The sequence below is a fragment of the Roseateles puraquae genome (assembly GCF_002205845.1).
GTDB lineage: Bacteria > Pseudomonadota > Gammaproteobacteria > Burkholderiales > Burkholderiaceae_C > Pelomonas > Pelomonas puraquae.
In genome coordinates this window covers 1237570-1261910 of record NZ_NISI01000001.1, presented here as the reverse complement: position 1 = coordinate 1261910, position 24341 = coordinate 1237570, and the positions used below count along the sequence as shown (strand labels likewise).

The following is a 24341-nucleotide window of genomic DNA, read 5'->3' as shown; positions in this document are numbered from 1 at the left end:
TAAGGAAAGACCTGTTTGTCTTTAAGGGTCTCGCCTTCTCTATGAAATAGGCCACCAAATGCCACGCGGAGTCCGTCTTTTATGATGCGAAATTCGCCGGTATTTGAGAGCACGATGAAATGTCGTTAAGCCAATCCCTTCCTTTCCAGCTGGCCAAGGCGCTGCTCCCCAACGGGGAGCGGCGCCCCTACCTGGTCGGCAGGGATGGGATGGAAGACGACTATTGCTCGCTGTTCGTCATCTCCACGCTGCGCAATCGAGGCCTCTCGGTTGCGTCGCAGGAGGCGGCGCTCAATGCAGTGAACGTGCTCAGTGGCTTCTGTCAGGTCAATCAGATTGACCTGGCCGGGAGGCTGCGCGCTGGCAAGTACCTCACCTCCATCGAGTGCGAGGCGCTCAGCAACTTCGCTCGGCAAAGCTTCGGCGCCGAAGCGAAGCGATATCAAAAGGTGGTTGCGCTCGGAAGGGTGCGGCGGGGCTATGCCTACGCCGTTCCCTCCGTGGCGCGACACACCCACTTCAAGCGGCTGACTCACATTGCCGACTTTGTTGAGTGGATGGCCAAGTACCTCCTGACGCATCTCAGCCCCGACCGCATGCTGCGGATCGCTGAGATGCGTGAGGATGTCCTCCGACATCGTGGAATCGCTTCTCCTGTCCGAGACGACTTCGACGATGAAGAGTTCACGCAACGCCACAACCAAGCGCTGAACGATGTCATCGCTCCGGGCGGCGAGCGGAATCCGTTCCGTCCGGAGCTGCAGCTCAGAAACCTCCTGCTGGTCGAGTTGCTCCGTCAAACTGGAATCCGGCGTGGCGAGGTCCTGAGCCTGCAGGTTCGGGACGTAGACCATGTGAAGCGCCAGATCACGGTTCGTCGTCGTCATGACGCGACCGACGATCCTCGCGTCGACCAGCCTGTCGCAAAGACTGACGGCCGGACGATTCCGATGTCCGTCTACCTGACCGAGCTGATCGTCCAGTACGTCGCTCAGCGGCGGACGGTGCCGGGTGCGACGAAGCATCGCTATCTGTTCGTCACGCACAAGTCGGGCCCGACCCAAGGTCAGCCGATGAGCAAGGCGGCTCTCAAAGAGGTCTTCGAGACGCTGTCCGCTTCTGACGAACGGCTCTCCAACGTTCGCACCCACTTGCTGCGTCACTTCTTCAGCAGTGAGTTGGCGAAGTTGCAGCATGAGAGTCGGGCAGACGACAACAGCAAGGACCTGCATCGACGTGTTCGGAACTACCTCGCAGGCCGAAAGCAGCACTCAGAGGTCGATGCCGTCTACACCCAGGTGGAGACCAAGCGGCAGGCGCGTGCTGCGGTTCTCGCGCTGCAGGATCGAATGGCCGGTCGAAATGTGCTTCCGCGAGGTGAGGCATGAACAGCCGTGTCGTCCGTGCCGAAGCTGGGCTCAACCACGCAGAAAGCCACTTCGTCCGCACGCGCTACGGCGTTGAGTTCGATGCGCGAGAACGGTGGTGGCTTATCGACGGGAAGCGCGGCATCGACGTTGAGTCATTGCGCTCGATAGTTGCACCTTCATTGCGGCCCGGCTTAGTGGCGACGCTGCGATATGCCGCCCAGAAATACTCTTGGTCGACGCTGGCTCAGTATCGTGCTGCTCTGAAGAGCTTCCAGAAGGAGTGCTTCCCTTCTCGAAAGATTGCGGCGTGGACGATCGAGGACATCCGGCGGTACCGCGCGAAGCTCATCGCCGAGTTCGGTTGCGAGGACTATCTGTGCCACTTGAGGTCGCTACTGGTGAAGTGGCACAGCGGCCGGCAGCCCGGCGTTACTGATTCGTTGATTGCGTCTCTCGGGGAGATGCGGCTCAAGCTGCATCAAGCAGGACGCGCGGTGCGGGCAATGGACCCGGACAGTGGTCCACTGACGCCCGAAGAGTCCCACAGCCTGCTGAGCGGGCTGTTTGACGCCGCAGAAGCTGGAAAGCTGAGCCTAAGCAGTTTCAGTCTTGCCTACTTGCACGTGAGCACTGGCCGGCGACCGATTCAGAGCGCTTCGCTCAAATGTAAGGACGTGATCCAAACCTTCGGGGATGCAGAGCCCGGCTTCCCGAGCGGACAGCCGATCTATCTGTTGGCCGTGCCGCGAGCCAAGCAGCGCGGGCACACCCTCCGGGAGACTCGCCGCGCCATTGATCTCACAGCGAGCAACTTCCAAGTGTTCAGCGCCCAGCGCGACGACGTTCAACGCATCTTCCAAAGGATGTTGGACGAGGCTGGCTGGCAGCTCCAATTGGTGGACTTGCGCGCTCTGCTGGGCGAGCTGCCGCTTTACCCATGCTGGCGTTCGGTGACTGAGGCGCTTGAACTGGCGAGTCAGATGCGACGGACGGGCCAGCATGGCAAGGCACTCGAAGCTTTGAGCCTGGACGTCCAAGGGATGGCCTGGCACCGTTCCGCCTCAACCCAGTCGGACCGGATTAGCGCTGTCTGCGACTCCGTCGGGGCAAAAGGGCGAAATGGCCAACCGTTGAGGATTGCGGCAACTCGGCTGCGCCATACAAAGGGAACTGACTTGGCGCGCGAAGGCCTGCCATCGCACCTGATCGCCTGGCTGCTGGACCACTCCACTTCACGGTCTGCTGACATCTACGTCGACAACCTGCCAGAGCACGCGGCCGAGATCGACCGTGCCGTCTCAAAGTCCCCGACGCTGCAGCGCTTCGCAGAGGCCTTCCGCGGCACTCTGGTTGACTCGGAGGAGGACGCCATTGGTGGCTCGGACCCGGAGCAAAGCCGGCTGGCCTATCGTGGCAAGGGTGCGGCCACCTGTGGCCACCTGAAGCAGTGCGGCCTGGACGGCGGCGTCCCGCACGCCTGCTACACCTGCAGCCACTTCCAGCCTTGGTTAGACGGGCCCCACGAGCAGTTCCTTGCGGACCTGCAGGCCGAGCGCGCCCACCTGGTGGTGGAGCTCGGCGCCGAAAGCCCCATCGCGAAGCGCCGCGACAAGCTGATCGCTGCCGTCGAAAACGTCGTCCATCTGTGCTGGGCGCGTCGCTCCGAACTTGAGACCGCTGGAGGCCAGGCATGAGGCCCGCCGTCGGTTCCGCCGTCGAAGCGCTCGTCTCTCGGGACCATCTGGCTCGTGCAAAGAATCTCTCGGACTACATCCGGGCAGCTCGCAACGAGTCGAAGGCTCTCGTTGACGACTGGGATGTGCCGTTCTGGCCAGGCGTCGGCTACTTCGTGAAGCAGTCCCATGCGCCGCGTGGAAGCATGTCGGCGACGATCCCCCTCGAAGCCTGGCTGGACGACGACTTCCTCGACTTTGCCAAGGCCTATGTCGTTGAGCGGTTCCTGATCAACCCTGGACTGACCCGCGCGGCGCACATCAAGCGTCTCCAAGTGCTCCGGCTGTTGGAGGCCTCGCTGCTGGCGCTGCGCGATGACGCGAGCCCACTTGGCATCGATGGCTCGGTCCTCGAAGCGGCAGCCACGCTGGCACGGCGGACCCTGGTGCCCGCTGGCGCTTATAAGGTGGGCGCTGAGCTGGAGCGGCTGGCTGACGTGTTGGTGCGCGCCGGTGTGCTGGCACCGATCTGCGGCACCTGGACCAACCCAAACAAGCAGCCCAAGAACACTGGCATCAGCGTTGATGCCAAGGCTGAAGAGGCTCGGCAGCAGAGGCTCCCGGACCACGACGCGCTCTACGCGCTGGCCGACATCTTCAACCGAGATCTGGACCCTGCCGATGAGCGCTTCCAGCGTGACATCATCACGACGAGCGCGATGGCACTCTTGATGTGTGCGCCATCGCGCGGTCAAGAGATCTTCAGGCTACCGGCGAACCTGATCTTCGAAGCTACCGACAAGTTCGGGAAAGAGCAGCTGGGCTTGCGGCTGCACGCATCGAAGGGCTTTGGAGCCTACGTGAAATGGGTGTGGTCTGGCATGGTCCCGGTGGCCGAGAGAGCCATCGCCAGGCTCAGGACGGTCTCCGAAGCAGGCCGAGATCTGGCGCACCATTTGGAAGATCCGAAGTTGAAGCGCCGGTTCTATCGGCACGCCGGATGCCCACGGGTCTCGGATAGCGAGCCACTCACGAAGTGGCAGGTCTGCGCTGCGCTTGGCTACAACAATCAATCGCCGGCGGCTTCCCTAAACAAGAACGGCCTGAGCAGTATCGACGGCACGTACACACTGCAACAGCTCTGGGACACGTGGGTCCTGCCGCGGCTGGCTGAAGCGCATCCGCACTTCCCGTACGTCAGCGCGACCGACAAGGCGCTGGGTCGCAAAGGCGGTCTGAAGTTCAGCGAGGCGCTCTTCTGCACGCTGCGGTACCAGCTGAGCCAGCGGGCCGGGACTAGCCCCGTGCAGCTGTTCATGTCGGATCTGACTGATTTGAACTTCGACCTGGGACCGAGCGCCACCAAGACCAGCATCTTCGAGCGCTACGGCTTCTGCGATGCTCAGGGTGCGCCTCTGAAGCTGACGTCCCACCAGATCCGACACCTCGTCAACACGGAAGCCCAGCGGGTTGGCCTGACGGATGAGCAGATCGCGCACTGGTCGGGCCGTCGTCGGGTCGACCAAAACGCCGTCTACGACCATCGGACGCTGGAAGAGCGGGTCGAGCAGACCCGCGATGTCGTCGAAAGCGTTCAGGCTGCGGTCGCCATGCCGGTGGCCGCTGAAGGTGTCAGCTACACGCATGGGCAGTGGACCGTCAAAGTGGTCCGCAAGCCGCGCTTGCTCGCGGACGTCGAGGACGTGCAGCCGCAACTGTCGGGCCTCAAGACGCTCTACGGCGAATGCCACCACGACTGGTCGTTCGCCCCCTGCGAGGGCTTCGTCAAGTGTCTGGATTGCAGCGAGCACGCTTGCATCAAGGGCGATGACGACGCTGCCGTGAAGCTTGAGCGCCTGCGCTCGCTTCACGCCAGCGTGCTCGCGGAGGTCGAGAAGGCCGCGGCCGTCGCCAACGACGACGTCGACGCAAAGGATTGGCTGGACGTCCAGCAGCGCTACGCCGCTAAGGTCGGCGAACTGATCTCCCTGTTGCAGAGCGAGACGGTGCCAGATGGCTCCGTCATCCGCACGGCCCACGGAGAGAACCCGACGCACCTGCACCGTGCGCTGCGAGGCCTGGCGTCGAAAGCGCTGGCCGACGGGTCCGGCTCGGCGCCGGCGATGAAGCAGCTGCTGGAGTCGCTGGAGACCGGCTTGGCCGCATCGCGGGCTCCGCTGCTTGAAACCAGGGCGGGGGTGCGCTGATGGCACGCAACCGCCACATCCGGCCCGAGCAGGTGGAGGCGATCGTGAACGCGATCCACACCTGGGACGCCGGCACCATCGCTTGGGATGACGTCTGCAAGGTCGCAAAGCCGATCCTTGGCTACTTGCCCAGCCGTTCTGGCTTGAGCTCGCATGCGGACATCCAGGCAGCGTTCTCGAACCGGAAGAAGCTGCTCGCGCAGCGTCCCGCCGGAAAGGGCCCGAGCCCCGCAAGTCTTGCCGATGCATCGAGAATGATCGCTGCGCGAGACGGCGAGATCAGTACGCTGAAGCACTTGGTCGCCGAGTACCGAGAGAAGTTCGACCGCTGGCGCTACAACGCCATGCTGCACAACCTGACCATCGACAAGCTCGATGCGCCGCTGCCACCAATTGCGCGGAGCAGCAGATGAGGCGCATCGCGAAACGAACCCATCGGATCGAGCCATTGGCTCGACCGCAACCGCCTCGTGTCCGTAAGGATCGATCTCGCTGATCGTTACCTACAAAACAACGGACATCGAAGGCCTATCAACCACCTCTACAGACGAAAGAGAGAGCAAACATGAAGAAGCAAACCGTTATGGACGGGGTCTCAACTCCCCTTAATTGCCAGTAAGTCGACAACGGAGCGCGAACTTGTATAGACAAGTTCGCGCTCGCAGTTTTCGATGCCCATGCGCAACAAAGATTGCGCGAATCATGCAAATACCTCGCGCTGGTTCTTGTTGAATTGCACAAGCACTGCCGATAATTCGAAGTGATAGGAAGCTCACCATGCTGGATTGGGACGAAGACCTGAAGTCCACTGATACCTCTGCTGCGAAACCCCTCGCGGCCATGCCTTCGGCGACTGTTGCCGCAACGTCGCACGGAGCTGCCAGCGTCTCGATGCCTGCGCCCCAGGTCACGGGTGAGTCCACCACGGCTCGTCGCGTGAAGGCGGCTGACAAGCGCATTATCAACGGCCAGACTGACGTCAACCAGCTGGTGCCGTTCAAGTACAAGTGGGCCTGGGAGAAGTACCTCGCCACATGCGCCAATCACTGGATGCCGCAGGAAGTGAACATGAGCCGCGACATCGCGCTCTGGAAAGATCCCAACGGCCTGACCGAAGACGAGCGCCGCATCATCAAACGCAACCTCGGCTTCTTCGTCACCGCCGACTCGCTGGCCGCCAACAACATCGTGTTGGGCACCTACCGCCACATCACGGCGCCCGAGTGCCGCCAGTTCCTGCTGCGTCAGGCCTTTGAAGAGGCCATCCACACGCACGCCTACCAGTACATCGTCGAAAGCCTTGGCCTCGACGAGAGCGAGATCTTCAACGCCTACAACGAGGTGAAGTCGATCCGCGACAAGGACGAGTTCCTGATCCCCTTCATCGAGGCGATCATGAACCCCGACTTCAAGACCGGCACGCCCGAGAACGACCAGACGCTGCTGAAGTCGCTCATCGTCTTCGCCTGCCTGATGGAAGGCCTGTTCTTCTACGTCGGCTTCACCCAGATCCTGGCCATGGGTCGCCAGAACAAGATGACCGGCGCTGCCGAGCAGTACCAGTACATCCTGCGCGACGAGTCGATGCACTGCAATTTCGGCATCGACCTGATCAACCAGCTGAAGCTCGAGAACCCGCACCTCTGGACGGCTGAGTTCAAGGCTGAGATCAAGGCGCTGTTCCTGAAGGCCGTCGACCTCGAATACCGTTACGCCGAAGACACCATGCCGCGCGGCGTGCTGGGCCTGAACGCGTCGATGTTCAAGGGCTACCTGCGCTTCATCGCGAATCGCCGTGCGGTGCAGATCGGCCTGGAGCCGCTGTTCCCTAACGAAGAAAACCCCTTCCCGTGGATGAGCGAGATGATCGACTTGAAGAAGGAACGCAACTTCTTCGAAACCCGCGTCATCGAGTATCAATCGGGCGGGGCCCTGAGCTGGGACTGACCCCCCAGCCGCAACCCGATCAAGACCTGGCCAATGCAGTCACCGAGCGAAACCCGCATCAACACCCTTGAGGTGGCGGGGCTGCATGGCGATCCGATTCACCGTACCGAGGCGTTCCTCCTGAGCGACTCTCGGACGGTGAATAACCGTATCTGTGCGGACCGGTCCGTGCAGGGCGGTGACTTTTCCACTTGATCAAGGAGAAAACCATGGCAACTGCAAAGACCCCGGCCAAGGCCGCACCGAAGAAGGCTCCGGCCAAGAAGGCCGCCACGCCGGCGAAGAAGGCCGCTCCGGCCAAGAAGGCGGCTCCGGCGAAGAAGGCCGCTCCGGCCAAGAAGGCGGCCCCGGCGAAGAAGGCCGCTCCGGCCAAGAAGGCGGCTCCGGCGAAGAAGGCCGCTCCGGCCAAGAAGGCGGCTCCGGCGAAGAAGGCCACCCCGGCCAAGAAGGCGGCTCCGGCGAAGAAGGCCACCCCGGCCAAGAAGGCGGCTCCGGCGAAGAAGGCCGCTCCGGCCAAGAAGGCTGCGCCTGCCAAGAAGGCCGCTCCGGCCAAGAAGGCGGCTCCGGCGAAGAAGGCCGCTCCGGCCAAGAAGGCTGCGCCTGCCAAGAAGGCCGCTCCGGCCAAGAAGGCTGCGCCCGCCAAGAAGGCCGCTCCGGCCAAGAAGGCTGCAACGCCTGCCAAGAAGGCCGCTGCTCCCAAGAAGGCTGCTGCCAAGCCCGCCGCTAAGCCTGCTGCGAAGCCGGCCGCGAAGAAGGCTGCTGCGCCCAAGAAGGCTGCCGCCAAGCCTGCCCCTGCTGCCAAGCCTGCCGCTGCTGCCGCCGCGGCTGCCCCGGCTGCCAAGACGGCGCTGAGCCCGCAAGCGGCCTGGCCCTTCCCCACCGGCAACAAGCCCTGAGCGATGACTCTGGCGGGCGGCGTGAGCTGCCCGCTCGGAACTTGCGCGAAACCCGGCCCGCTCTGCGGTGCCGGGTTTTTTATTGGCAGCTTCCTGGCCGGCCAGCCGAGGACGACCGCCGCGCAATGCGGCAGCCGTGAGGCCGCTTTCAGGGATAGAAGATGTTGACGCTGTAGCCGCTGACGCGCTGACCGCCGGTCGTGAAGACCAGGCTTAGCGTCTGCTCGGATTCCGCACCGACCTGCGTCAGTGCCGGGCTCATCGCCTCAGGCCCGACCACTCGACGTGCCAGCGGCGCACCGTTGGCGTCCGTCAGGCTCAGCTCGACCGATGGCGCAGCCACCTCCACCGCGGTCTTGTTGCGCAGGGCGAGGCTGAGCTTGTAGCCGCCGCTGCCCATCGGGTTCAGCGAGGTCGAGTCGATGCTGAGGGCGTCGATGCGCTTCCAGGGCTTGATCTCGCAGCCGGTCACGCCGCACAGCGCGGTCAGCGTGCTCCGCAGCGGCGGATGCAGGGCCGAGAGCGCATCGCGGAAATGCAGCATCACCTGCAGCGACAGCAACACGGCAAGCAGCACAGACACCAGGCCCAGTGCGACCTTGACCACCGGGCGGTTCCACCGCGCCTGGCGCTGGGCACGTCGCATGAACTCGGGCATGTCCAGCGAGTCGGGTGCCGGTCCGCCAGCCGGCTCGGCAGACATGGCGGCTGCCGCAGCGGCATGGGCGGAGGCGGCCTCAGTGGCATCGTCCTGCGACGGGCTGCGCGAGCTGGCCGTGGCGGTGTCTTCATCCACCCAGCGGGGCTCGTGCCGGGCGAGCTCGGTCGCGGGCCAGCCGGTCGGCAGGTCGTCCATGCGGGGCTCGTGCTCCGGCGGTGGCATCCACGGCGCAGGCGCCTCGAACACCGGCGCTGGAGGTGACGGCGGTGGGGGAGGCGGCGGAGGTGGCGGTGGAGGAGGCGGTGGAGGAGGCGGCGGCGGAGGCAGCGGAGGCGGGTACGGCTCCTGCGCGGCCTGCGGGACGAACTGTGGCGGCCAGGGCGGTGGTGCGTCGCGCTCGATGTCGAAGAGCAGTTCGCGCGCGTCGAAGATCTCGGCGCAGCGGCCACAGCGCACCCAGCCGTCGGACACGCGCAGCTGGTCTTCCACGATCCGGAAGATCGTGCCGCAGGCGGTGCAGCGCGTGGCGAGACTCATGCGGCGCGCTTTGCGGTCATCAGGATCCAGCCGTCCTCTTCGTCGGTGACGTCGAGGGCCAGCCAGGGCGCATAGGCCGCTTTCAGCTCATCGGCCTGCCGGCTCAGGATGCCGGCCAGGATGAGGTGGCCACCGGGTGCGACATGCGCGCAGAGCAGCGGTGCAAGCAGCTTCAGCGGCTGCGCCAGGATGTTGGCGATCACGAGCGGGTACTCGCCCTGGGCCAGCTCCGGCAGGCCGACGTTGAGCGTCACGCCGTTGGCGGTGGCGTTGTCGCGAGAGGAGGTGACGGCCGCCGGGTCGATGTCCACGGCGTCGATGGCCCCGGCGCCGTGCAGGGCTGCGCCGATGCCCAGGATGCCGGAGCCGCAACCGTAGTCCAGCACGCGGGGCCAGGCCTGGCTCGCTGCAGCCCGGGTTGCCATCCAGCGCAGGCACATGCGCGTGGTGGGGTGGGTGCCGGTGCCGAAGGCCAGGCCGGGGTCCAGGCGCATGACGCGCTTCGCCTGGGGCGGGGCTTCGTGCCAGCTCGGCACGATCCAGAACTCAGGCGTGATCTCGACGGGGGCGAACTGGCTCTGCGTGAGCCGCACCCAGTCCTGCTCGGGCACGGCCTGGATGGCCTGGACGTGCACATCGGCCGCCCAGTCCTGCGCCAGGATCAGAGTGGCAGCCTCGGTGGCCTCGGGCTCGGAAGGGAAGAGGGCCTTGACCACCGAGCGGGCCCAGCCCGCCTTGGGCGCCGGCATGCCGGGCTCGCCGAAGAGGGCGCGCTCGGCGTCGGTGTCGGCATCGGCGTCTTCCACGGACACCGCGAGGGCGTCGATCTCCATCAGCGCATCGCTGACGATCTCGACGTCTGCCTCGCGGCAGACCAGGGCTAGTTCAAAAAGGTGACTCATACCTTGTATTGTCCCAGCAGCTGGGGCGGAACTGGCGTTGCCAGGCCGCTGCCAGCGTCCCGTGCGGAGCAGGCGTCAGCCGGTGCGAAGGGTCAACGCTTGTGAGCCGCCATCCAGCTTTCGAGGTAGTGGATGGATGTGCCGCCTTCGATGAACTTGGCGTCGGCCATCAACTCGCGGTGAAGCGGGATGTTGGTCTGGATGCCTTCGACCACGGTCTCGCTCAGCGCAATGCGCATGCGCGCCAGGGCCTGCTCGCGGGTGTCGCCGTGGACGATGATCTTGCCAATCATGGAGTCGTAGTTCGGCGGCACGAAGTAGTTCGTGTAGGCATGCGAGTCGACCCGCACGCCGGGGCCGCCGGGGGCGTGCCACATCGTGATGCGGCCGGGCGACGGCACGAACTTGACCGGGTCTTCCGCGTTGATGCGGCACTCGATGGCGTGACCGCGCATTTCGATCTGGCGCTGCGTGAACGGCAGCTTCTCGCCGGCGGCGATCTTGATTTGCTGCTGCACGATGTCGATGCCGGTGACCAGCTCCGTCACCGGATGCTCCACCTGCACGCGCGTGTTCATCTCGATGAAGTAGAACTCGCCGTTCTCGTACAGGAACTCGAACGTGCCCGCGCCGCGGTAGCCCATCTTCTTGCAGGCGGCAGCGCAGCGGTCGCCCACCTTCTCGATGCTGCGACGCGGGATGCCCGGCGCCGGTGCTTCCTCGATGATCTTCTGGTGGCGGCGCTGCATGGAGCAGTCGCGCTCGCCCAGCCAGACGGCGTTCTTGAAGGTGTCGGCCAGCACCTGGATCTCCACGTGGCGTGGGTTCTCCAGGAACTTCTCCATGTAGACCTCGGGGTTGCCGAAGGCCGCACCCGCTTCGGCGCGGGTGGTCTGCACGGCGTGCACCAGGGCGGCCTCGGTGTGCACGACACGCATGCCGCGACCGCCACCACCACCGGCCGCCTTGATGATGACCGGGTAACCAATGGAGCGGGCGATGCGCACGATCTCCTTGGGGTCCTCGGGCAGCGCGCCCTCGGAGCCGGGCACGCAGGGCACGCCGGCGCGGATCATGGCCTGCTTGGCCGAGACCTTGTCGCCCATCAGGCGGATGGACTCGGGCGTCGGGCCGATGAAGGTGAAGCCGCTGCGCTCCACGCGCTCGGCAAAGTCGGCGTTCTCGGACAGGAAGCCGTAGCCCGGGTGGATGGCCTCGGCATCGGTCACCTCGGCGGTGGCGATGATGGCCGGCATGCTGAGGTAGCTCTGCGCGGAGGGCGCCGGGCCGATGCACACGGCCTCGTCTGCCAGACGCACGTACTTGGCGTCGCGGTCGGCCTCGGAGTAGACGACGACCGACTTGATGCCGAGTTCGCGGCAGGCGCGCTGGATGCGCAGGGCGATCTCGCCTCGGTTGGCAATCAGGACCTTCTTAAACATCAGGAAGTCCTTGTCACTCGATCACGAACAACGGCTGACCGAACTCGACCGCCTGGCCGTTCTCGACCAGCACCTTGGTGATCGTGCCGGACTTGTCGGCCTCGATCTCGTTCATGATCTTCATCGCCTCGATGATGCAGATCGCTTCGCCTTCCTTCACCGCCTGGCCGACGTCGGCAAACGGCTTGGCGTTGGGGCTGGAAGCCCGGTAGAAGGTGCCCACCATGGGCGACTTGACGATGTGACCGGTCTCGACCGGCGCGGCAGCGGGGGCGGCCGCTGCGGCGGCAGCCGGCGCAGCGGCCGCCGGGGCCGCGGCCAGCACCACCGGAGCGGCCGGTGCCGGGGCGTACACCGGTTGGGCGATAGCGGCAGCGGCCGGGTCGGCCTTGACGATGCGGACCTTGCCGTCGGCCTCGGTGATTTCCAGTTCGGAGATGTTTGATTCCGAGACCAGGTCGATCAGGGTTTTGAGCTTGCGCAGGTCCATCGTGGCTCCAGGCTGATTTGTTGTTGTGGGAAAGAAAGAGACGGCGCCCGGGTCAGGCGCCGGCTTCCAACGATTCAAGGGCGTGGCGCAAGGCCAGGCGGTAGCCATTGGCGCCCAGGCCGCAGATGACGCCGACTGCCAGCTCACTCAGGTAGCTGTGGTGGCGGAAGGCTTCGCGGCGGTGAATGTTCGACAGGTGAACTTCGATGAAGGGCAGGGCCACGGCCGCCAGGGCATCGCGGATGGCGACACTCGTGTGGGTGTAGGCGGCCGGGTTGATGAGGATGAAGCGGGTACCGTCGCTGCGGGCGGCCTGGATGCGGTCCACCAGCGCGCCTTCGTGGTTGCTCTGGAAGCTTTCCAGGCGGGCGCCGGCATCCGCTGCGATCTTGCTCAGTTCGGCATCGATCTGAGCCAGAGTCTGCGCGCCGTAGACCTCGGGCTCGCGGGTGCCGAGCAGGTTGAGGTTGGGGCCATGCAGGACGAGAACTTGCATCAAACACGTGGCGTCGCGCGTCCCCGGAGGGTTAGAGAGGCGCCACTAAATTGAGGAAGGGCGAACTTTACGCGTTTTGAGGCCGATTTCCCGCGGGATAGGGAAATTCTCAAGTAAATCGCCGTTGGGCCGCTTTTGAAGCCCGACGTGGCGCGCCGCAGGCCCGGCGCTGACGGTTTTCAGGTCTTGGCCAGCTCGCGCAGGTCCTCAAGCCGGGTCACTCCCAGGCGCCGCCAGCTGATCTCGCCCGCCGTGTCGAAGGCCAGCGAAAAGGGCAGGCCGCCCGCCGCGTTGCCCAGCTCGCGCACCAGGCCTAACCCCTTCGGCCCGGCCAGCGCGACCGGGAAGTCCAGCGGCGTCTTCTGCAGAAAGGCCTTGACTGGTTCCAGCTGATCCACGGCCAGCGCGAGGACCTGCCAGCCTTGCCCCTTGGCTTCGTTGTAGAACTGGTTGATCTCCGGCAGTTCCTTCACGCAGGGCGGGCACCAGGTGGCCCAGAAGTTGACCAGCAGGCGCTGCCCGCGCCAGCGCGACACGGCGAGTTCGGCGCCGTCCAGTGCGGGGAAGCGCTGGGCCCAGAAGTTCTCGGCCACCGCCGAGACAGCCGGCGGGTTGAGCTTGCGCCAGGCGTAGCCGGCGCCCAGGGCGGCGGCGCCCAGGCCGGCGCTGGCGAGGAGGAGTCGGCGGGTGAGGGGGGTCATCCGGGGGTATCCAGCAGGGTTTGCAGGGCGGAGAGGTCGCCGCGCTCGGTCAGGCCGCGCGCGTCGGGCTTGAGGGCGCCGCGCAGATCGTCGAAGTCAAGAATGGTCAGGCACAGCGTCACCCGTTCTCCCAGGGCGGGGCAGGGCACGTCCAGGATGAGCATGTCCACACTGCGGCCACGGCCGGCGCTGGTCTCGGCCACGTCGAAGCTCAGCCCGCGGTTGAGCAGGGCGATCTCGGTGGCCTTGCTGTCGTCGCAGTAGAGCTGCAGGTGGACGTTGGACAGCCGGGTGGCGGTGCCGCGCCAGACGGCGCCGGTCAGGTGGGGGCGGAACTCGGCCAGTCGCCCCATCCAGGTCGCAGCCAGCTCCCGCAGCGCGCGCAACTCGCCCGGCTGGGTGTCGGCATGGAAGATGGCAATGTGCTCGCGCACGGCGTCCTCGACCTCGTCGTTGCCGGGCAGCGCGGCCCGAGGCAGCCCCAGGTCACGGGCGGCGCGTTGCTTGGCCGGCCCCCAGTCCATGCCCTCGTCGACGATGAGGCGGGCGGCGGCGGCCGCGATCTCCAGGGTGTCAGTCACAGGCGGTCAGGGCAGTTGGGCGCTGTTCATTCGGCCCGCGATGATGCCTGCGCGCCCCATCACGTAGGGGCCGGAGGGTTGTCGCTCAAAGCGTTTGGGCGCGGGCAACATCACCGCCAGCCGCGCCGCTTCGAAAGCGCCGAGCCGTGCCGCGTCGACGCGGAAGTAGTGCCGGGCCGCTGCCTGGGCGCCGAACAGGCCTTCGCCCCACTCGACACTGTTCAGGTAGATCTCCAGGATGCGTCGCTTGTCCAGCAGGGCTTCGAGCATCAACGTGATGACCAGCTCCTGCCCTTTGCGCAGCAGCGTGCGCTCGCCGGACAGGAACAGGTTCTTGGCGAGCTGCTGCGTGATGGTGGAGCCACCGATGACTTTGGCGGTGGCCTTGCCGCGGGCGGCGGCACGGGCCTGCGCCTTCTCGTTCTTCTGCCAGGCGCCCTTGAGGGCGTCCCAGTCGACGCCACCGTGCTCGGCGAAGGAGTCGTCCTCGCTGGCGATGACGGCGCGCTTGAGCGTCGCGGGCAGCTGCGCGTCGTCGACCCAGGTCTGCGACCACGCCACCTGGTGCTTCTCTTTCAGCAGGCGCACGATCTCGCTGCGCTGGAAGCTGGTGGATTCAGGCGCCAGCGCCCGCATCAGTGCAATGCGCCCGGCGAACCACAGCTGCAGGCACAGCACGGCCAAGACCAGCACGGCCAGCAGCCGCAGCACGTGGCGTGTCACAGCGTCGCCCTCAGGGCCTTGAGCACGGGCAGGGTGTCGGGTCGCACGCCGCGCCAGAAGAAAAAGGCCTCGGCCGCCTGCTCCACCAGCATGCCCAGGCCGTCACGCGCCTCGGCGCCGTGCGCGCTGGCCCAATCGAGAAACGGCTGGGCCTTCGGGCCGTACATCATGTCCAGCGCCAGGCTGCCGGGCTTGAGCACCTGGGCCCCGACGGGCGCGGCAGCGCCGGCCAGGCTGGTGCTGGTGGCGTTGATGACCACGTCCTGCGCAGCCGGCGCGTCGGTCAGCGTGGCAGCGGCCAGCGGCACGCCCAGGTGCGCGTGGCTGGCGACCAGGGCGTCGGCCTTGTCGACGCTGCGGTTGACCACCGTGATACGGGCCGGCGCGGCAGCAATCAGGCTGCCCAGCACGCCTGCGGCGGCCCCGCCGGCGCCCACCAGCAGCACCTGCAGGCCGGCCAGCGGGCGGCGGGCGTTGCGCTGGATGTCGTTGACGAGGCCGGCGCCATCGGTGTTGTCGCCCACCCAGCCGTCGGCCTCGAATCGCAGCGTGTTGACCGCACCGCCCAGTTGCGCGCGCTTGGTGCGGCGAGCGGCCAGCGCGAAGGCGTCGAACTTGAAGGGCACGGTGACGTTGCAGCCCTTGCCACCCGCCGCAGCAAAGGCGCGCAGCGTGGGCTCAAAGCCGTCCAGCGGCGCCAGCAGCCGCTCATAGACCAGCACCTGGCCGGTCTGCTCGGCAAACAGCGCATGGATGGTGGGCGAGCGGCTGTGCGCCACGGGGTTGCCGACAACGGCGTATCGATCGGTCATTGCTGTCCTGCCAGGGTGGTTTCCAGCTCCTGGTCGCGGGTGAACTTGAAGCGTGAGGTGATGATCAGGACTTCGGCGCCCTTGAGCATTTCCTGGGTGAAGTTGCCGAAGGGGGCGGCGGCTTCCACGATCGCGATCGCGCGCTTGTCCAGGTTGGGGTTGCCGCTCGGCGAGACGATCTCGGTCTCGATCACACGCCCCTTGTGGTCGACGTGGATGTTCATGACCAGCTCGCCGTAGAGCTTGCGGCCGCGGTAGGTCGGGAAGTCGCGAGTGCCGCGCTCCTCGATGCGGCGGCGCAGGCCGTCGTAGTACTGGGCGTAGACCACTTCACGCACGGCGGGGCTGACGTAGCGTTTTCGCGGCCTCGCGTTTTCGGTGTTCACCCGCTTCTCGATCTCGGCGAGCAGGTCCACCAGCTGGCGGCGCTTCTCGGCCTGGGCCCGCTCGTTGGGGTCGCTCTTCTCGCGCCTCGGGTCGGGCGGCGGCAGCAGGGCCAGCTCGCGCCTCACCTGGGTGAGCAACTGCTGCTGCTGTTGCTGCAGCTGCGTGATCTGGGTGTGGGCGGCTTCAACGGCGTCACCCGTCTCGCGTTGCCGCGCGGGCGGCAAGGGCGAGGTGGCGCGCCCGGTTTCGGTGTTGCCGCCGCCGGCGAGGTTGGCCTGCGCCAGCGCGGCGGCCTTCGGGGGCGGCTCGGTGGAGCGTGCATTGACCAGTACCACCTCCAGCGGGGTGTCCTGGAACATCCGGTTGAAGGCGTCAGGCGCCGCAATGCGCAAGCTCAGCAGGGCGCCGTGGAGGCCCAGCGAGAAGGCGAGGGCGATCTGCAGCGTGCTGAACCGGCGCATGTCAGCGTGGCCCGCCTTCTGTTGCAGCGGCTTCGGCGTCGCCGGCATCGTTGACGTCGATGGCCAGCGCCAACGGCGCGGCGGCCGCCTCCAGCTCGTCGTCGTCCCCTTCGGCCTCTTCGGGGGCGGCGGCAGCCTCGTCCAGGCGCTCGATGAGGGTGGCATGCACGTCCAGCGTCATCTCGTCCAGGCCGGTGATGCGCACCTTCACATGGCTGCCGCGCGGCAGGTTCTCGCAGCCCAGCGCCTTGAACACCAGGGGCAGGTCGTCAGCGCGCACCAGGCCGTCCTTCATGACGGCGGCGGTCAGCTCGGTCGTGGCGTTCTGCTGCAGCCAGCGCAGCGTCCAGAAGCGCTCGATGCCATTCTGGAAGCCGTTGTAGGCGGCATAAGCCGACTCGAAGGCCGAGATGATCGAGAAGAGCTGCGCGTCCTTGGGCTTGAACGGCGCGGCCAGAGCGGCCGTGCGGCCGTGGCGGGCGCAGGCAATGATCTGCCACTGGTTGACCAGGTCCACATAGCGGCGCAGCGGCGACGTGGCCCAGGTGTACTGCGCCACGCCCATGCCCGCATGGGGCAGGGCCTTCACGCCCATGCGCACCTTGATGCCGGGCGCCAGACTGGCCTGGCTGCGGTAGATGCCGGGCAGGCCCAGTTCAGCCAGCCAGCCGCCCCAGGCGGAATTCGCCAGGATCATCGCTTCGGCCACGATCAGGTCCAGCGAGCTGCCGCGCGCGCGCACGGTGATCTCCACCGACTCGGTGCCGTTGGGCGCCTCGGAGCGCTCGCCGGCCAGGCGGAAGTTGTAGTCGGGCCGGTTGAAGTTCTCGGGCTTGCCGCGCACGACTTCGCGCTGGGCCTTGAGATGCTTGGCCAGGCGCCAGGTGAACGCCAGCTCGGGCGCGAACGCATAGGTGGCGGTGGCTTCGCCCGACAGGGTGGCGTCGGTGACGATGCCGTCGAGCTTGTCGTGGCGCAGGTTGCTGGCGATGTGCACCCGCTCCAGCCGGGTCTCCCGGGCCGTGATCTCGAACGTCGACTCGTCCATCGTGAAGTAGATGGACACCGCCGGGCAGTCACGGCCCTCGATGAGGGTGTAGGCCTGCACCACCTCGTCGGGCAGCATGGTGAGCTTCCAGCCCGGCATGTAGACCGTGGACAGGCGCTCGCGGGCCACCTTGTCGACGGCCGAATCCGGCGTGATCGCCAGGCCAGGCGCCGCGATGTGCACGCCGAACGTGACCGTGCCCGTGCCCAGGCCCTGCACCGACAGCGCATCGTCGATCTCGGTCGTCTGCGAGTCGTCGATGGAGAAGGCGCGCACCGGGCTCAGCGGCAGCTCGTCCTTGATCTCCGGCGCGGTCAGCGCGGGGAAACCGGTGCCCTTGGGGAAGTTCTCGAACAGGAAGCGCTTCCAGTGGAACTGGTAGGGGCTGGTGATGGCGCCGGCCGCCTGCAGCAGCTCCAGCGGCGCCTTGTGCGACCGCTTGCTGGCCTCGACCACGGCCTTGTACTCGGGGCCGTTCTTGTCAGGCTTGAAGAGGATCTTGTAGATCTGGTCCTGGATGGGCTGCGGGCAGCTGCCTTGGGCGAGCTGCTCCGCCCAGGCTTCGATCTGCAGCGCCTGCTGGCGCTTGCGCTCGATGCCCAGCAACGCGGCCTTGACCGTCTCCTCGGGCGCCTTCTTGAACTGACCCTTGCCGGCGCGGCGGAAGTAGTGCGGCGCGTCGTAGAGCCGGAACAGTGCGGCGGCCTGCTGCACGACGCCGGCCTTGGCATCGAAGTAGTCGCGGGCCAGGTCGGCAAAACCGAACTCGCCCTCGGGTGCGAACTCCCAGGCGAGGTCCAGGTCGATGTCGTCAGCCAGGGCGCGGGCCTCGGCCAGCAGCACGGCGGGCGCCGGCTGCTCGAACTTCAGCAGCACATTGGCGCCCTTCACCTTGACCCGCTTGCCAGAGTCGAGTTCGACCTGCAGCGAGGCGTCGGCCTCGGACATCACACGGCCGGCGAGAAACTTCCCGGCATCATCAAACAGCGCAAACATAAGGGCGTGATTCTCGCCTCAGCCTTGCAGGTGCCGGACGAGACCCGGCAGGTGGGCCTCGAAGTCGGTCAGACCGTGGTCGCTGCCTTCCAGCACGTCGCCGTCGCAGCCGGCATAACGGGCCAGCATCTCGCGCCAGTCCAGCAGCTCGTCGCCCTTGGCAATCAATGCGTAGTAGCGGGCCGGCGTGCTGAGGTGGCGCGGCGGGGCAAGGGCCGCCAGCTCGGCCACGTGCTCGGCGGTGAAGTCGAACTGCAGCGCGGGGTCGTGCCAGGCGGTCAGGGTGCCGATGTGCCGGGCGAGGTCCCGCGCCGGGTCGACCGCCGGGTTGAGCACGCCCACCCGCCAGGCCCGATGCGCCGGCCGCTCAGCCAGCCAGGTGGCGTAGAAGCCACCCAGCGAACTCCCCACCACGGCCGCACCGGTGGCAGGCCAGGCGGCGACGAGTTCACTGACCAGCGCCATCGCAGCCTGGGGGGAAGGCGGCAACTGGGGGCAGACGAAGGTGAGCCCCGGTTGCTCTGCCGCCCAGGCGGCCATGCGGCGGGCCTTGGCCGAGGCGGGCGAGGAACGAAAACCGTGCAAATAAAGCAGATGCGTGAGATTCATGACGGAAGTCATTGGCGACGTTTGGCGCGACGATGCGACGCGGGCGGACTCGGATTGACGTGAGTTTCGCCCGCCTCCACAGTCGCCCCCTTTCGTCTTATCCGGTCACACCATGATCCCGATGCCTCGTTCCGCCCTCGCTGCTGCTGCGCTGATCGCGCTGACCAGCCTGGCGCATGCCCAGACGCCTGCCGCTCCCGCCGCGGGTGCTTCCGCTCCTGCCGCCGCCGCGCCGCGGCCCCCGGTCGACCCGACGGCACCCAAGCCCTTCGCCGACGTCATCAAGGGCGCCAAGGAGCAACCGGGTCTGTTCCCGATCTGGCGCAAGGACGAGAAGGTCTGGATCGAGATCCCCAAGGAGGCCTTCAACAAGCCCTTCCTGTTCAGCGTCAACGTGGCCAACTCCGTGGGCGAACGCGGCCTGTACGCCAGCCAGATGCTGGGCGATGAACTCGCCGAGTGGCGCCGCATCGGCAATCAGGTCCAGCTGATCGCACTCAACACCAAGTTCCGCACCAGCAACCCCGACAGCAAGCTGGCGCTCGACCAGGCCTTCTCGCCCAGCCTGATCGCCGGCACGCCGGTGGCCAGCGCCGAGCACCCGGACCGCAAGTCGGTGCTGGTGGATGCCAGTGGCCTGCTGCTGGGCGACATCCCGGGTTATTCCACGCGCCTGGAGATGGCCTACCGCCTGCCGTTCGCGCCGGACCGTGCCAACTCCTTCATCGAAGCCACGCGCGCCGACCCGCAGATCTCCACGCTGACCTCGCGCATCCACTTCGCCACGGCCCGCATCCCCGCACCGCCCCTGACGCCGATGCCCGTGCCGATGCCGTCGCCGCCGCAGGCCACGCCGGACCCGCGCTCGATGTTCTTCAGCTTCGTCTACAGCTTCCGCGCGCTGCCCGAGACGCCGGCCGCCATCCGGTACGCCGACCCGCGTCTGGGTCATTTCACGGAGAGCTACAGCAACCTGGGCGACGATCTCAAGGCCAACCCGCGCGTGCACATGGTGGCCCGCTGGCGCCTGGAGAAGAAGGACCCGTCAGCGGCCCTGTCCGAGCCGGTGAAGCCCATCGTCTACTGGATGGACAAGAACATCCCCGCCAAGTACCGCGAAGCCGTCAAGGCCGGCATCCTGGAATGGAACAAGGCCTTCGAGAAGATCGGCTTCAAGGACGCGGTGCAGGCCAAGCAGCAGCGTGACGATGCCGACTGGGACAACATGGATGCCACGCATGCGTCCATCCGCTGGTTCACCGGCGCTGACGTGGGCTTTGCCATCGGCCCGAGCAACCGTGACCCGCGCACCGGCGAAATCCTGGACGCCGACATCGGCATGAGCGACGTGTTCGGCCGCGGCTCCCGCCGCCTCGCTACCGACGACGTGCTGGGTCAGTCCGCCCACGACCATGACCACGCCGCCCACGCCTGGATGGGCGAGCGCAGCCAGCGCCTGGCGCAGGAGCAGTGCAGCTACATGGCCGACCAGGCCAACGAGCTGGGCTTCGCGCTCGACCTGCTGGCGCTGCGCGACGGCATGGACATGAACGGCCCCGAAGCCGAGGCCCTGGCCCAGGCCGTGGTCAAGGACGTGATCATGCATGAGGTGGGCCACACGCTCGGCCTCAAGCACAACTTCCGTTCGTCCACCACGGTCACGCAGGCGCAGCTGCGCGACAAGGCCTACACCGAGGCCCATGGCATCTCCAACTCGGTGATGGACTACAACGCCTACAACCTGCCGCTCAAGGGCGAGCCCAAGGCCAGCCTGACCAACACCACGCTGGGGGCCTACGACTACTGGGCCATCGAATACGCCTACAAGCAAGTGCCGGCCGAGCAGGAAACGACTGAGCTGGCCAAGATCGCGGCGCGCTCCACCGAGCCGCTGCTGGCCTATGGCGATGACTTCGACCAGGGCGTGGGCGGCCCGTACGACGGCTTCGATCCGCGCAGCAACCAGCGCGACCTGGGCGACGACCCGCTGGCCTACGCCAGGAAGCGCCTGAAGCTGAGCCAGGAGCTGTGGGAGCGCGTGCAGGCACGCCCGGCCAACCTGGGCGATGACCCGCTGCGCAACCGCCGCTCCGTGGCCGATGCCTTCCGGCAGCTCGGCATGACGGCCAACAACGTCAGCAAGTACGTGGGCGGTATCTACGCGGAGCGCGTGGTGCCCGGCGTGACCACGGGCCCGGCCTTCAAGCCGGTGGACAACGCCCAGCAGCGCGACGCCCTGCGCTTCATCGCCAGCGGTCTGCTGTCCAGCGACTCGTTCAAGTTCAAGCCCGAGTTCCTGGCCACCCAGACGGTCGACTACAACGAATGGGACCGCGGCCTGCCGCTCTCCATTCCGGACGCCGTCGCCGCGCTGCAAGGCCGGGTGCTGGACCGCCTGATGTCGCCCAACACCGCGCGCCGCCTCATTGAGCAGGCTTCCTTCCTGCCCGAAGGCCAGCGCAAGGGCGCGGTGTCGCTGAACGAGGTCTACGGCACGCTGCAGGGCGCGATCTTCAGCGAGCTGAAGACCGGCGCCGAGATCGACCGCATGCGCCGCAGCCTGCAGCGCGAATACCTCAAGCGCCTGCAGGCCCAGCTGAACCGCTCCACCAATGGCGCCACGGCTTATGCCGACGCGTTCTCGATGGCGCGCTTCCACGCCACGCAATTGGCCAACGAGCTGCGCGTGGCCTCGGCCAAGCCGGGCCTGTCGGTCGAGACGCGGGCGCACCTGGCCGAGTCGCTGGACCTGCTGAACAGCATGCTCAAGGCCACGCTGACCCGCAGCTGATCGGCGTTCTTCGTCGGACTGCAAGGCCAGCCCTCGGGCTGGCCTTTTTCATGGTCGCTACGATGACTGACCAACAAGGAGAACTGCATGGCGGACACCGCCTCCTTCAACGCCGCCGGCGCGCGCAACCTGCCGGGCCATCTCGGCATCGTCATCACGAAGGTCGAGAACGGCGAGGTGCATGCCGAACTGCCGGTGCGCCCTGAGCTGATGGCGCCCAATGGCTTTCTTCATGCAGGCAGCGTCGTCACGCTGGCCGACACCTGTGCGGGCTATGGCTGCATGGCCAGCCTGCCTGAAGGTGCAGTCGGCTTCACGACGGTGGAGCTGAAGTCCAACCACTTGGGCACGGCGCGCGAGGGCACGGTGGCCTGTGTGGCCAAGGCGGTGCACCTGGGGCGGACGACGCAGGTGTGGGATGCGGTGGTGACCAACAAGGACACGGGCAAGACGATGGCCTTGTTTCGGTGTACGCAGATGGTGCTGTACGGGAAGTGAAGGGTGGTTTGTCCGCCGCCGTTGTTGCGGGGTTGCCTGTGCCGGGAGCCTTTGCGACTCGGTGCACTGTGCCGGGAGTCCTGCCTTGCCGCTTGCAAGCGGCAAGGCCTTCGCCAGGCACAAGACAGCCTGCAGTGGGCTGTCTTGTGTCCGGGCTCAGCCCCGGCGGGCGGGTAACTTTCTTCTGCTGCGCCAGAAGAAAGTCACCAAAGAAGAGGCGCTGAACCGCAAGTCGCCTCTGGCCTGCGAAGGACATCGCGCGAAAACAAACGCTCAGAGACTTAGCCGAAGCGAGCCGCTGCGCTCTCGCTGCTGACCCTATCCAGACCTCGCGTCATCCACCGCTTGTGCGGTCAACGTCGGCTGCACGCCGAACTCACGAGTTGAAGACCAAGCGCCGTCGACGGCGCGTCGTGCGGGTTGGTGCATTCACTGGTGAGCCCGGCGTGCAGCCGGCGTTAACCGGCGTGAAGGTGCGATGGATGGTGGTCGTGACAGGGACAGCAGCGAGAGCGCAGCGGATCGCTTCGGCGCACAAGCCGAGCACGAGTTTTCGCGCGTGAGCTTCAGCACCAGCCCGATGACTTGCGGTTCAGCGCCTCTCTTTTGGTGACTTTTCTCTGGCGCGACAGAGAAAAGTTACCCGCCCGCCGGGGCGGACTCCCGGAACGGTGCATGGAGTCCAAAGGCTTTGGGCAAAAGCGGCCGGTACGACCGCGGACGATCTAGCCTCGCTCGGCCAACCCCGCCAGCAGCTTCTCGTGAATCCCCCCGAAGCCCCCATTGCTCATGCACAGCAGATGGTCCCCCGGCTTCGCGACCTTCACGACGGCAGCGACCAGTGCATCCACATCGGCTCCGACGACGGCTTGAGCGCCCATGGGTGCCAAGGCCTCCTTCGCATCCCAGGCCAGGCCCTGCTGGTTGCAGAAGGCGAGGTCGGCTTCCTCCAGCGCCCAGGGCAGCTGGGCCTTCATGGTGCCGAGCTTCATCGTGTTGGAGCGCGGCTCGAAGATGGCGAGGATGCGCTCGGCCGGGGCGATGCGGCGGCGCAGGCCATTGATGGTGGTGCGCATGGCGGTGGGGTGGTGGGCGAAGTCGTCGTAGACCTTGATGCCCCGCACCTCGCCGCGCAGCTCCATGCGGCGGCGCACGTTCTGGAATGTGGCCAGCGCCTCGGCGGACTGTTCCGGCGTCACGCCCACATGCTCCGCGGCGGCGATGGCAGCCAACGCGTTGAGCTGGTTGTGCTCGCCGATCAGGCCCCATTCCACACGGGCCACCTTCAGGCTGCCGCGCAGCACGTCGAAGGCCTGCGGCTCGCCGCGGGCGCGCAGCATGCCGGCTTCTTCCTTCTTGGCGCCGAAGCGCTGCACCTCGCTCCAGCAACCGCGGGCGATGACACGCTGCAAGGCCTCTTCTCGTGCGTTCACAACCAACCGCCCGCTGGCCGGCACGGTGCGCACCAGGTGGTGGAACTGGGTCTCGATGGCGGCGAGGTCGGGGAAGATGTCCGCGTGGTCGTGCTCGAGGTTGTTCAGCACGGCCGTGCGCGGCCGGTAGTGCACGAACTTGCTGCGCTTGTCGAAGAAGGCCGTGTCGTACTCATCAGCCTCGATGACGAAGGGGGTTCCCTCGCCCAGCCGCGCCGACACGCCGAAGTTCTGCGGCACGCCCCCCACCAGGAAGCCAGGCTTCAGGCCTGCGTGCTCCAGGATCCAGGTCAGCATGGAGGTCGTGGTGGTCTTGCCGTGCGTGCCCGCCACGGCCAGCACGTGGCGGCCCTGCAGCACATGCTCCGCCAGCCACTGCGGGCCCGACACGTAGGGCAGGCCGGCGTCCAGGATGGCTTCCATCAGCGGAAAGCGCTCGCCGCGGGTGACGACATTGCCGATGACGAAGACGTCGGGCTTGAGTTCCAGCTGTTCCGCGCCAAAGCCGGGGATGAGTTCGATGCCCAGGGCTTCGAGCTGGGTGCTCATGGGCGGGTAGACGTTGGCGTCGCAGCCGGTGACCTTGTGGCCGGCCTCGCGCGCGAGCGCAGCCAGGCCGCCCATGAAGGTGCCGCAGATGCCGAGGATGTGCAGATGCATGTCGGGATCGCTCCCGGGGG

21 protein-coding genes are annotated in these 24341 nt (G+C 66.5%); 8 read left to right on the top strand and 13 right to left on the bottom strand.

Features of this window, described 5'->3' with window-relative positions; all coding sequences use genetic code 11:
• The first annotated feature begins 119 nt into the window (after nucleotides 1-119).
• The 6 genes from CDO81_RS05760 to CDO81_RS05735 all read left to right on the top strand — a co-directional run bounded on the left by CDO81_RS05760 (nucleotide 120) and on the right by CDO81_RS05735 (nucleotide 8093).
• Nucleotides 120-1388: a site-specific integrase gene (locus CDO81_RS05760; protein ID WP_088482145.1), complete on the top strand. Its 1269-nt coding sequence runs from the start codon at nucleotides 120-122 to the stop codon at nucleotides 1386-1388.
• Entirely contained in the window at nucleotides 1385-3064 is a 1680-nt protein-coding gene (locus CDO81_RS05755) for a site-specific integrase (RefSeq protein WP_088482144.1), read from the top strand. The genes CDO81_RS05760 and CDO81_RS05755 overlap by 4 nt, the downstream gene beginning before the upstream one ends.
• The gene (locus CDO81_RS05750) at nucleotides 3061-5250 is read left to right on the top strand and encodes a hypothetical protein (protein WP_088482143.1); all 2190 of its coding nucleotides are present in this window, start codon (nucleotides 3061-3063) and stop codon (nucleotides 5248-5250) included. Before CDO81_RS05755 ends, CDO81_RS05750 begins: the two co-directional genes overlap by 4 nt.
• A complete protein-coding gene (locus CDO81_RS05745) occupies nucleotides 5250-5663 on the top strand; it encodes a hypothetical protein (RefSeq protein ID WP_088482142.1) in 414 nt (137 codons plus the stop codon). Before CDO81_RS05750 ends, CDO81_RS05745 begins: the two co-directional genes overlap by 1 nt.
• A gap of 364 nt (nucleotides 5664-6027) precedes the next feature.
• Nucleotides 6028-7197, top strand: coding sequence for a ribonucleotide-diphosphate reductase subunit beta (locus tag CDO81_RS05740; protein ID WP_088482141.1), 1170 nt, complete (start codon nucleotides 6028-6030; stop codon nucleotides 7195-7197).
• A 209-nt stretch (nucleotides 7198-7406) separates the two neighbouring features.
• Complete coding sequence (locus tag CDO81_RS05735) at nucleotides 7407-8093, top strand: histone (RefSeq protein WP_088482456.1); 687 nt, start codon at nucleotides 7407-7409, stop codon at nucleotides 8091-8093.
• Nucleotides 8094-8241: 148 nt separating this feature from the next.
• Here CDO81_RS05735 and CDO81_RS05730 read toward each other — a convergent pair whose 3' ends face one another.
• The 12 genes from CDO81_RS05730 to CDO81_RS05675 all read right to left on the bottom strand — a co-directional run bounded on the left by CDO81_RS05730 (nucleotide 8242) and on the right by CDO81_RS05675 (nucleotide 18939).
• Complete coding sequence (locus tag CDO81_RS05730) at nucleotides 8242-9291, bottom strand: zinc-ribbon and DUF3426 domain-containing protein (RefSeq protein ID WP_088482140.1); 1050 nt, start codon at nucleotides 9289-9291, stop codon at nucleotides 8242-8244.
• Complete coding sequence (gene prmA, locus CDO81_RS05725; RefSeq protein ID WP_088482139.1) at nucleotides 9288-10193, bottom strand: 50S ribosomal protein L11 methyltransferase; 906 nt, start codon at nucleotides 10191-10193, stop codon at nucleotides 9288-9290. The genes CDO81_RS05730 and prmA overlap by 4 nt, the downstream gene beginning before the upstream one ends.
• 92 nt (nucleotides 10194-10285) lie before the next feature.
• Nucleotides 10286-11635, bottom strand: coding sequence for an acetyl-CoA carboxylase biotin carboxylase subunit (accC, locus tag CDO81_RS05720; RefSeq protein WP_088482138.1), 1350 nt, complete (start codon nucleotides 11633-11635; stop codon nucleotides 10286-10288).
• Between the two features lie 13 nt (nucleotides 11636-11648).
• On the bottom strand, nucleotides 11649-12125 hold the full coding sequence (gene accB, locus CDO81_RS05715; RefSeq protein WP_088482137.1) for an acetyl-CoA carboxylase biotin carboxyl carrier protein: 477 nt from the start codon (nucleotides 12123-12125) through the stop codon (nucleotides 11649-11651).
• Nucleotides 12126-12177: 52 nt separating this feature from the next.
• Entirely contained in the window at nucleotides 12178-12624 is a 447-nt protein-coding gene (gene aroQ / locus CDO81_RS05710; protein ID WP_162293490.1) for a type II 3-dehydroquinate dehydratase, read from the bottom strand.
• 176 nt (nucleotides 12625-12800) lie between these two features.
• Nucleotides 12801-13322: a TlpA disulfide reductase family protein gene (locus CDO81_RS05705; protein ID WP_088482135.1), complete on the bottom strand. Its 522-nt coding sequence runs from the start codon at nucleotides 13320-13322 to the stop codon at nucleotides 12801-12803.
• Nucleotides 13319-13846, bottom strand: coding sequence for a hypothetical protein (locus CDO81_RS05700; protein ID WP_088482455.1), 528 nt, complete (start codon nucleotides 13844-13846; stop codon nucleotides 13319-13321). Before CDO81_RS05700 ends, CDO81_RS05705 begins: the two co-directional genes overlap by 4 nt.
• Nucleotides 13847-13909: 63 nt before the next feature.
• Nucleotides 13910-14626 (bottom strand): monofunctional biosynthetic peptidoglycan transglycosylase, encoded by a 717-nt coding sequence (gene mtgA, locus CDO81_RS05695; protein WP_088482134.1) that lies wholly within the window; start codon nucleotides 14624-14626, stop codon nucleotides 13910-13912.
• The gene (gene aroE / locus CDO81_RS05690; protein ID WP_088482133.1) at nucleotides 14623-15438 is read right to left on the bottom strand and encodes a shikimate dehydrogenase; all 816 of its coding nucleotides are present in this window, start codon (nucleotides 15436-15438) and stop codon (nucleotides 14623-14625) included. The genes mtgA and aroE overlap by 4 nt, the downstream gene beginning before the upstream one ends.
• On the bottom strand, nucleotides 15435-16286 hold the full coding sequence (locus CDO81_RS05685) for an energy transducer TonB (protein ID WP_241516855.1): 852 nt from the start codon (nucleotides 16284-16286) through the stop codon (nucleotides 15435-15437). Before CDO81_RS05685 ends, aroE begins: the two co-directional genes overlap by 4 nt.
• Nucleotide 16287: 1 nt before the next feature.
• The gene (locus CDO81_RS05680) at nucleotides 16288-18330 is read right to left on the bottom strand and encodes a ribonuclease catalytic domain-containing protein (protein ID WP_088482131.1); all 2043 of its coding nucleotides are present in this window, start codon (nucleotides 18328-18330) and stop codon (nucleotides 16288-16290) included.
• 18 nt (nucleotides 18331-18348) lie between these two features.
• Nucleotides 18349-18939: a YqiA/YcfP family alpha/beta fold hydrolase gene (locus CDO81_RS05675; protein ID WP_088482130.1), complete on the bottom strand. Its 591-nt coding sequence runs from the start codon at nucleotides 18937-18939 to the stop codon at nucleotides 18349-18351.
• Nucleotides 18940-19060: 121 nt separating this feature from the next.
• On the opposite strand from CDO81_RS05675, the gene CDO81_RS05670 reads away from it, so the two are divergent.
• Together CDO81_RS05670 and CDO81_RS05665 are read left to right on the top strand one after the other, a co-directional pair.
• Entirely contained in the window at nucleotides 19061-21730 is a 2670-nt protein-coding gene (locus CDO81_RS05670; protein ID WP_088482129.1) for a zinc-dependent metalloprotease, read from the top strand.
• Between the two features lie 87 nt (nucleotides 21731-21817).
• The gene (locus CDO81_RS05665) at nucleotides 21818-22228 is read left to right on the top strand and encodes a PaaI family thioesterase (RefSeq protein WP_088482128.1); all 411 of its coding nucleotides are present in this window, start codon (nucleotides 21818-21820) and stop codon (nucleotides 22226-22228) included.
• 725 nt (nucleotides 22229-22953) lie between these two features.
• Here CDO81_RS05665 and mpl read toward each other — a convergent pair.
• Nucleotides 22954-24321, bottom strand: a complete 1368-nt coding sequence (gene mpl, locus CDO81_RS05660; RefSeq protein WP_088482127.1) for a UDP-N-acetylmuramate:L-alanyl-gamma-D-glutamyl-meso-diaminopimelate ligase — start codon at nucleotides 24319-24321, stop codon at nucleotides 22954-22956.
• Nucleotides 24322-24341: the final 20 nt, after the last annotated feature.

Coding starts and splice junctions, on each gene's coding strand:
- CDO81_RS05760 (WP_088482145.1), top strand. CDS start 120: ATGTCGTTAAGCCAATCCCTTCCTTTCCAGCTGGCCAAGGCGCTGCTC.
- CDO81_RS05755 (WP_088482144.1), top strand. CDS start 1,385: ATGAACAGCCGTGTCGTCCGTGCCGAAGCTGGGCTCAACCACGCAGAA.
- CDO81_RS05750 (WP_088482143.1), top strand. CDS start 3,061: ATGAGGCCCGCCGTCGGTTCCGCCGTCGAAGCGCTCGTCTCTCGGGAC.
- CDO81_RS05745 (WP_088482142.1), top strand. CDS start 5,250: ATGGCACGCAACCGCCACATCCGGCCCGAGCAGGTGGAGGCGATCGTG.
- CDO81_RS05740 (WP_088482141.1), top strand. CDS start 6,028: ATGCTGGATTGGGACGAAGACCTGAAGTCCACTGATACCTCTGCTGCG.
- CDO81_RS05735 (WP_088482456.1), top strand. CDS start 7,407: ATGGCAACTGCAAAGACCCCGGCCAAGGCCGCACCGAAGAAGGCTCCG.
- CDO81_RS05730 (WP_088482140.1), bottom strand. CDS start 9,291: ATGAGTCTCGCCACGCGCTGCACCGCCTGCGGCACGATCTTCCGGATC.
- prmA (WP_088482139.1), bottom strand. CDS start 10,193: ATGAGTCACCTTTTTGAACTAGCCCTGGTCTGCCGCGAGGCAGACGTC.
- accC (WP_088482138.1), bottom strand. CDS start 11,635: ATGTTTAAGAAGGTCCTGATTGCCAACCGAGGCGAGATCGCCCTGCGC.
- accB (WP_088482137.1), bottom strand. CDS start 12,125: ATGGACCTGCGCAAGCTCAAAACCCTGATCGACCTGGTCTCGGAATCA.
- CDO81_RS05705 (WP_088482135.1), bottom strand. CDS start 13,322: ATGACCCCCCTCACCCGCCGACTCCTCCTCGCCAGCGCCGGCCTGGGC.
- CDO81_RS05700 (WP_088482455.1), bottom strand. CDS start 13,846: ATGGACTGGGGGCCGGCCAAGCAACGCGCCGCCCGTGACCTGGGGCTG.
- aroE (WP_088482133.1), bottom strand. CDS start 15,438: ATGACCGATCGATACGCCGTTGTCGGCAACCCCGTGGCGCACAGCCGC.
- CDO81_RS05685 (WP_241516855.1), bottom strand. CDS start 16,286: ATGCGCCGGTTCAGCACGCTGCAGATCGCCCTCGCCTTCTCGCTGGGC.
- CDO81_RS05680 (WP_088482131.1), bottom strand. CDS start 18,330: ATGTTTGCGCTGTTTGATGATGCCGGGAAGTTTCTCGCCGGCCGTGTG.
- CDO81_RS05675 (WP_088482130.1), bottom strand. CDS start 18,939: ATGAATCTCACGCATCTGCTTTATTTGCACGGTTTTCGTTCCTCGCCC.
- CDO81_RS05670 (WP_088482129.1), top strand. CDS start 19,061: ATGCCTCGTTCCGCCCTCGCTGCTGCTGCGCTGATCGCGCTGACCAGC.
- CDO81_RS05665 (WP_088482128.1), top strand. CDS start 21,818: ATGGCGGACACCGCCTCCTTCAACGCCGCCGGCGCGCGCAACCTGCCG.
- mpl (WP_088482127.1), bottom strand. CDS start 24,321: ATGCATCTGCACATCCTCGGCATCTGCGGCACCTTCATGGGCGGCCTG.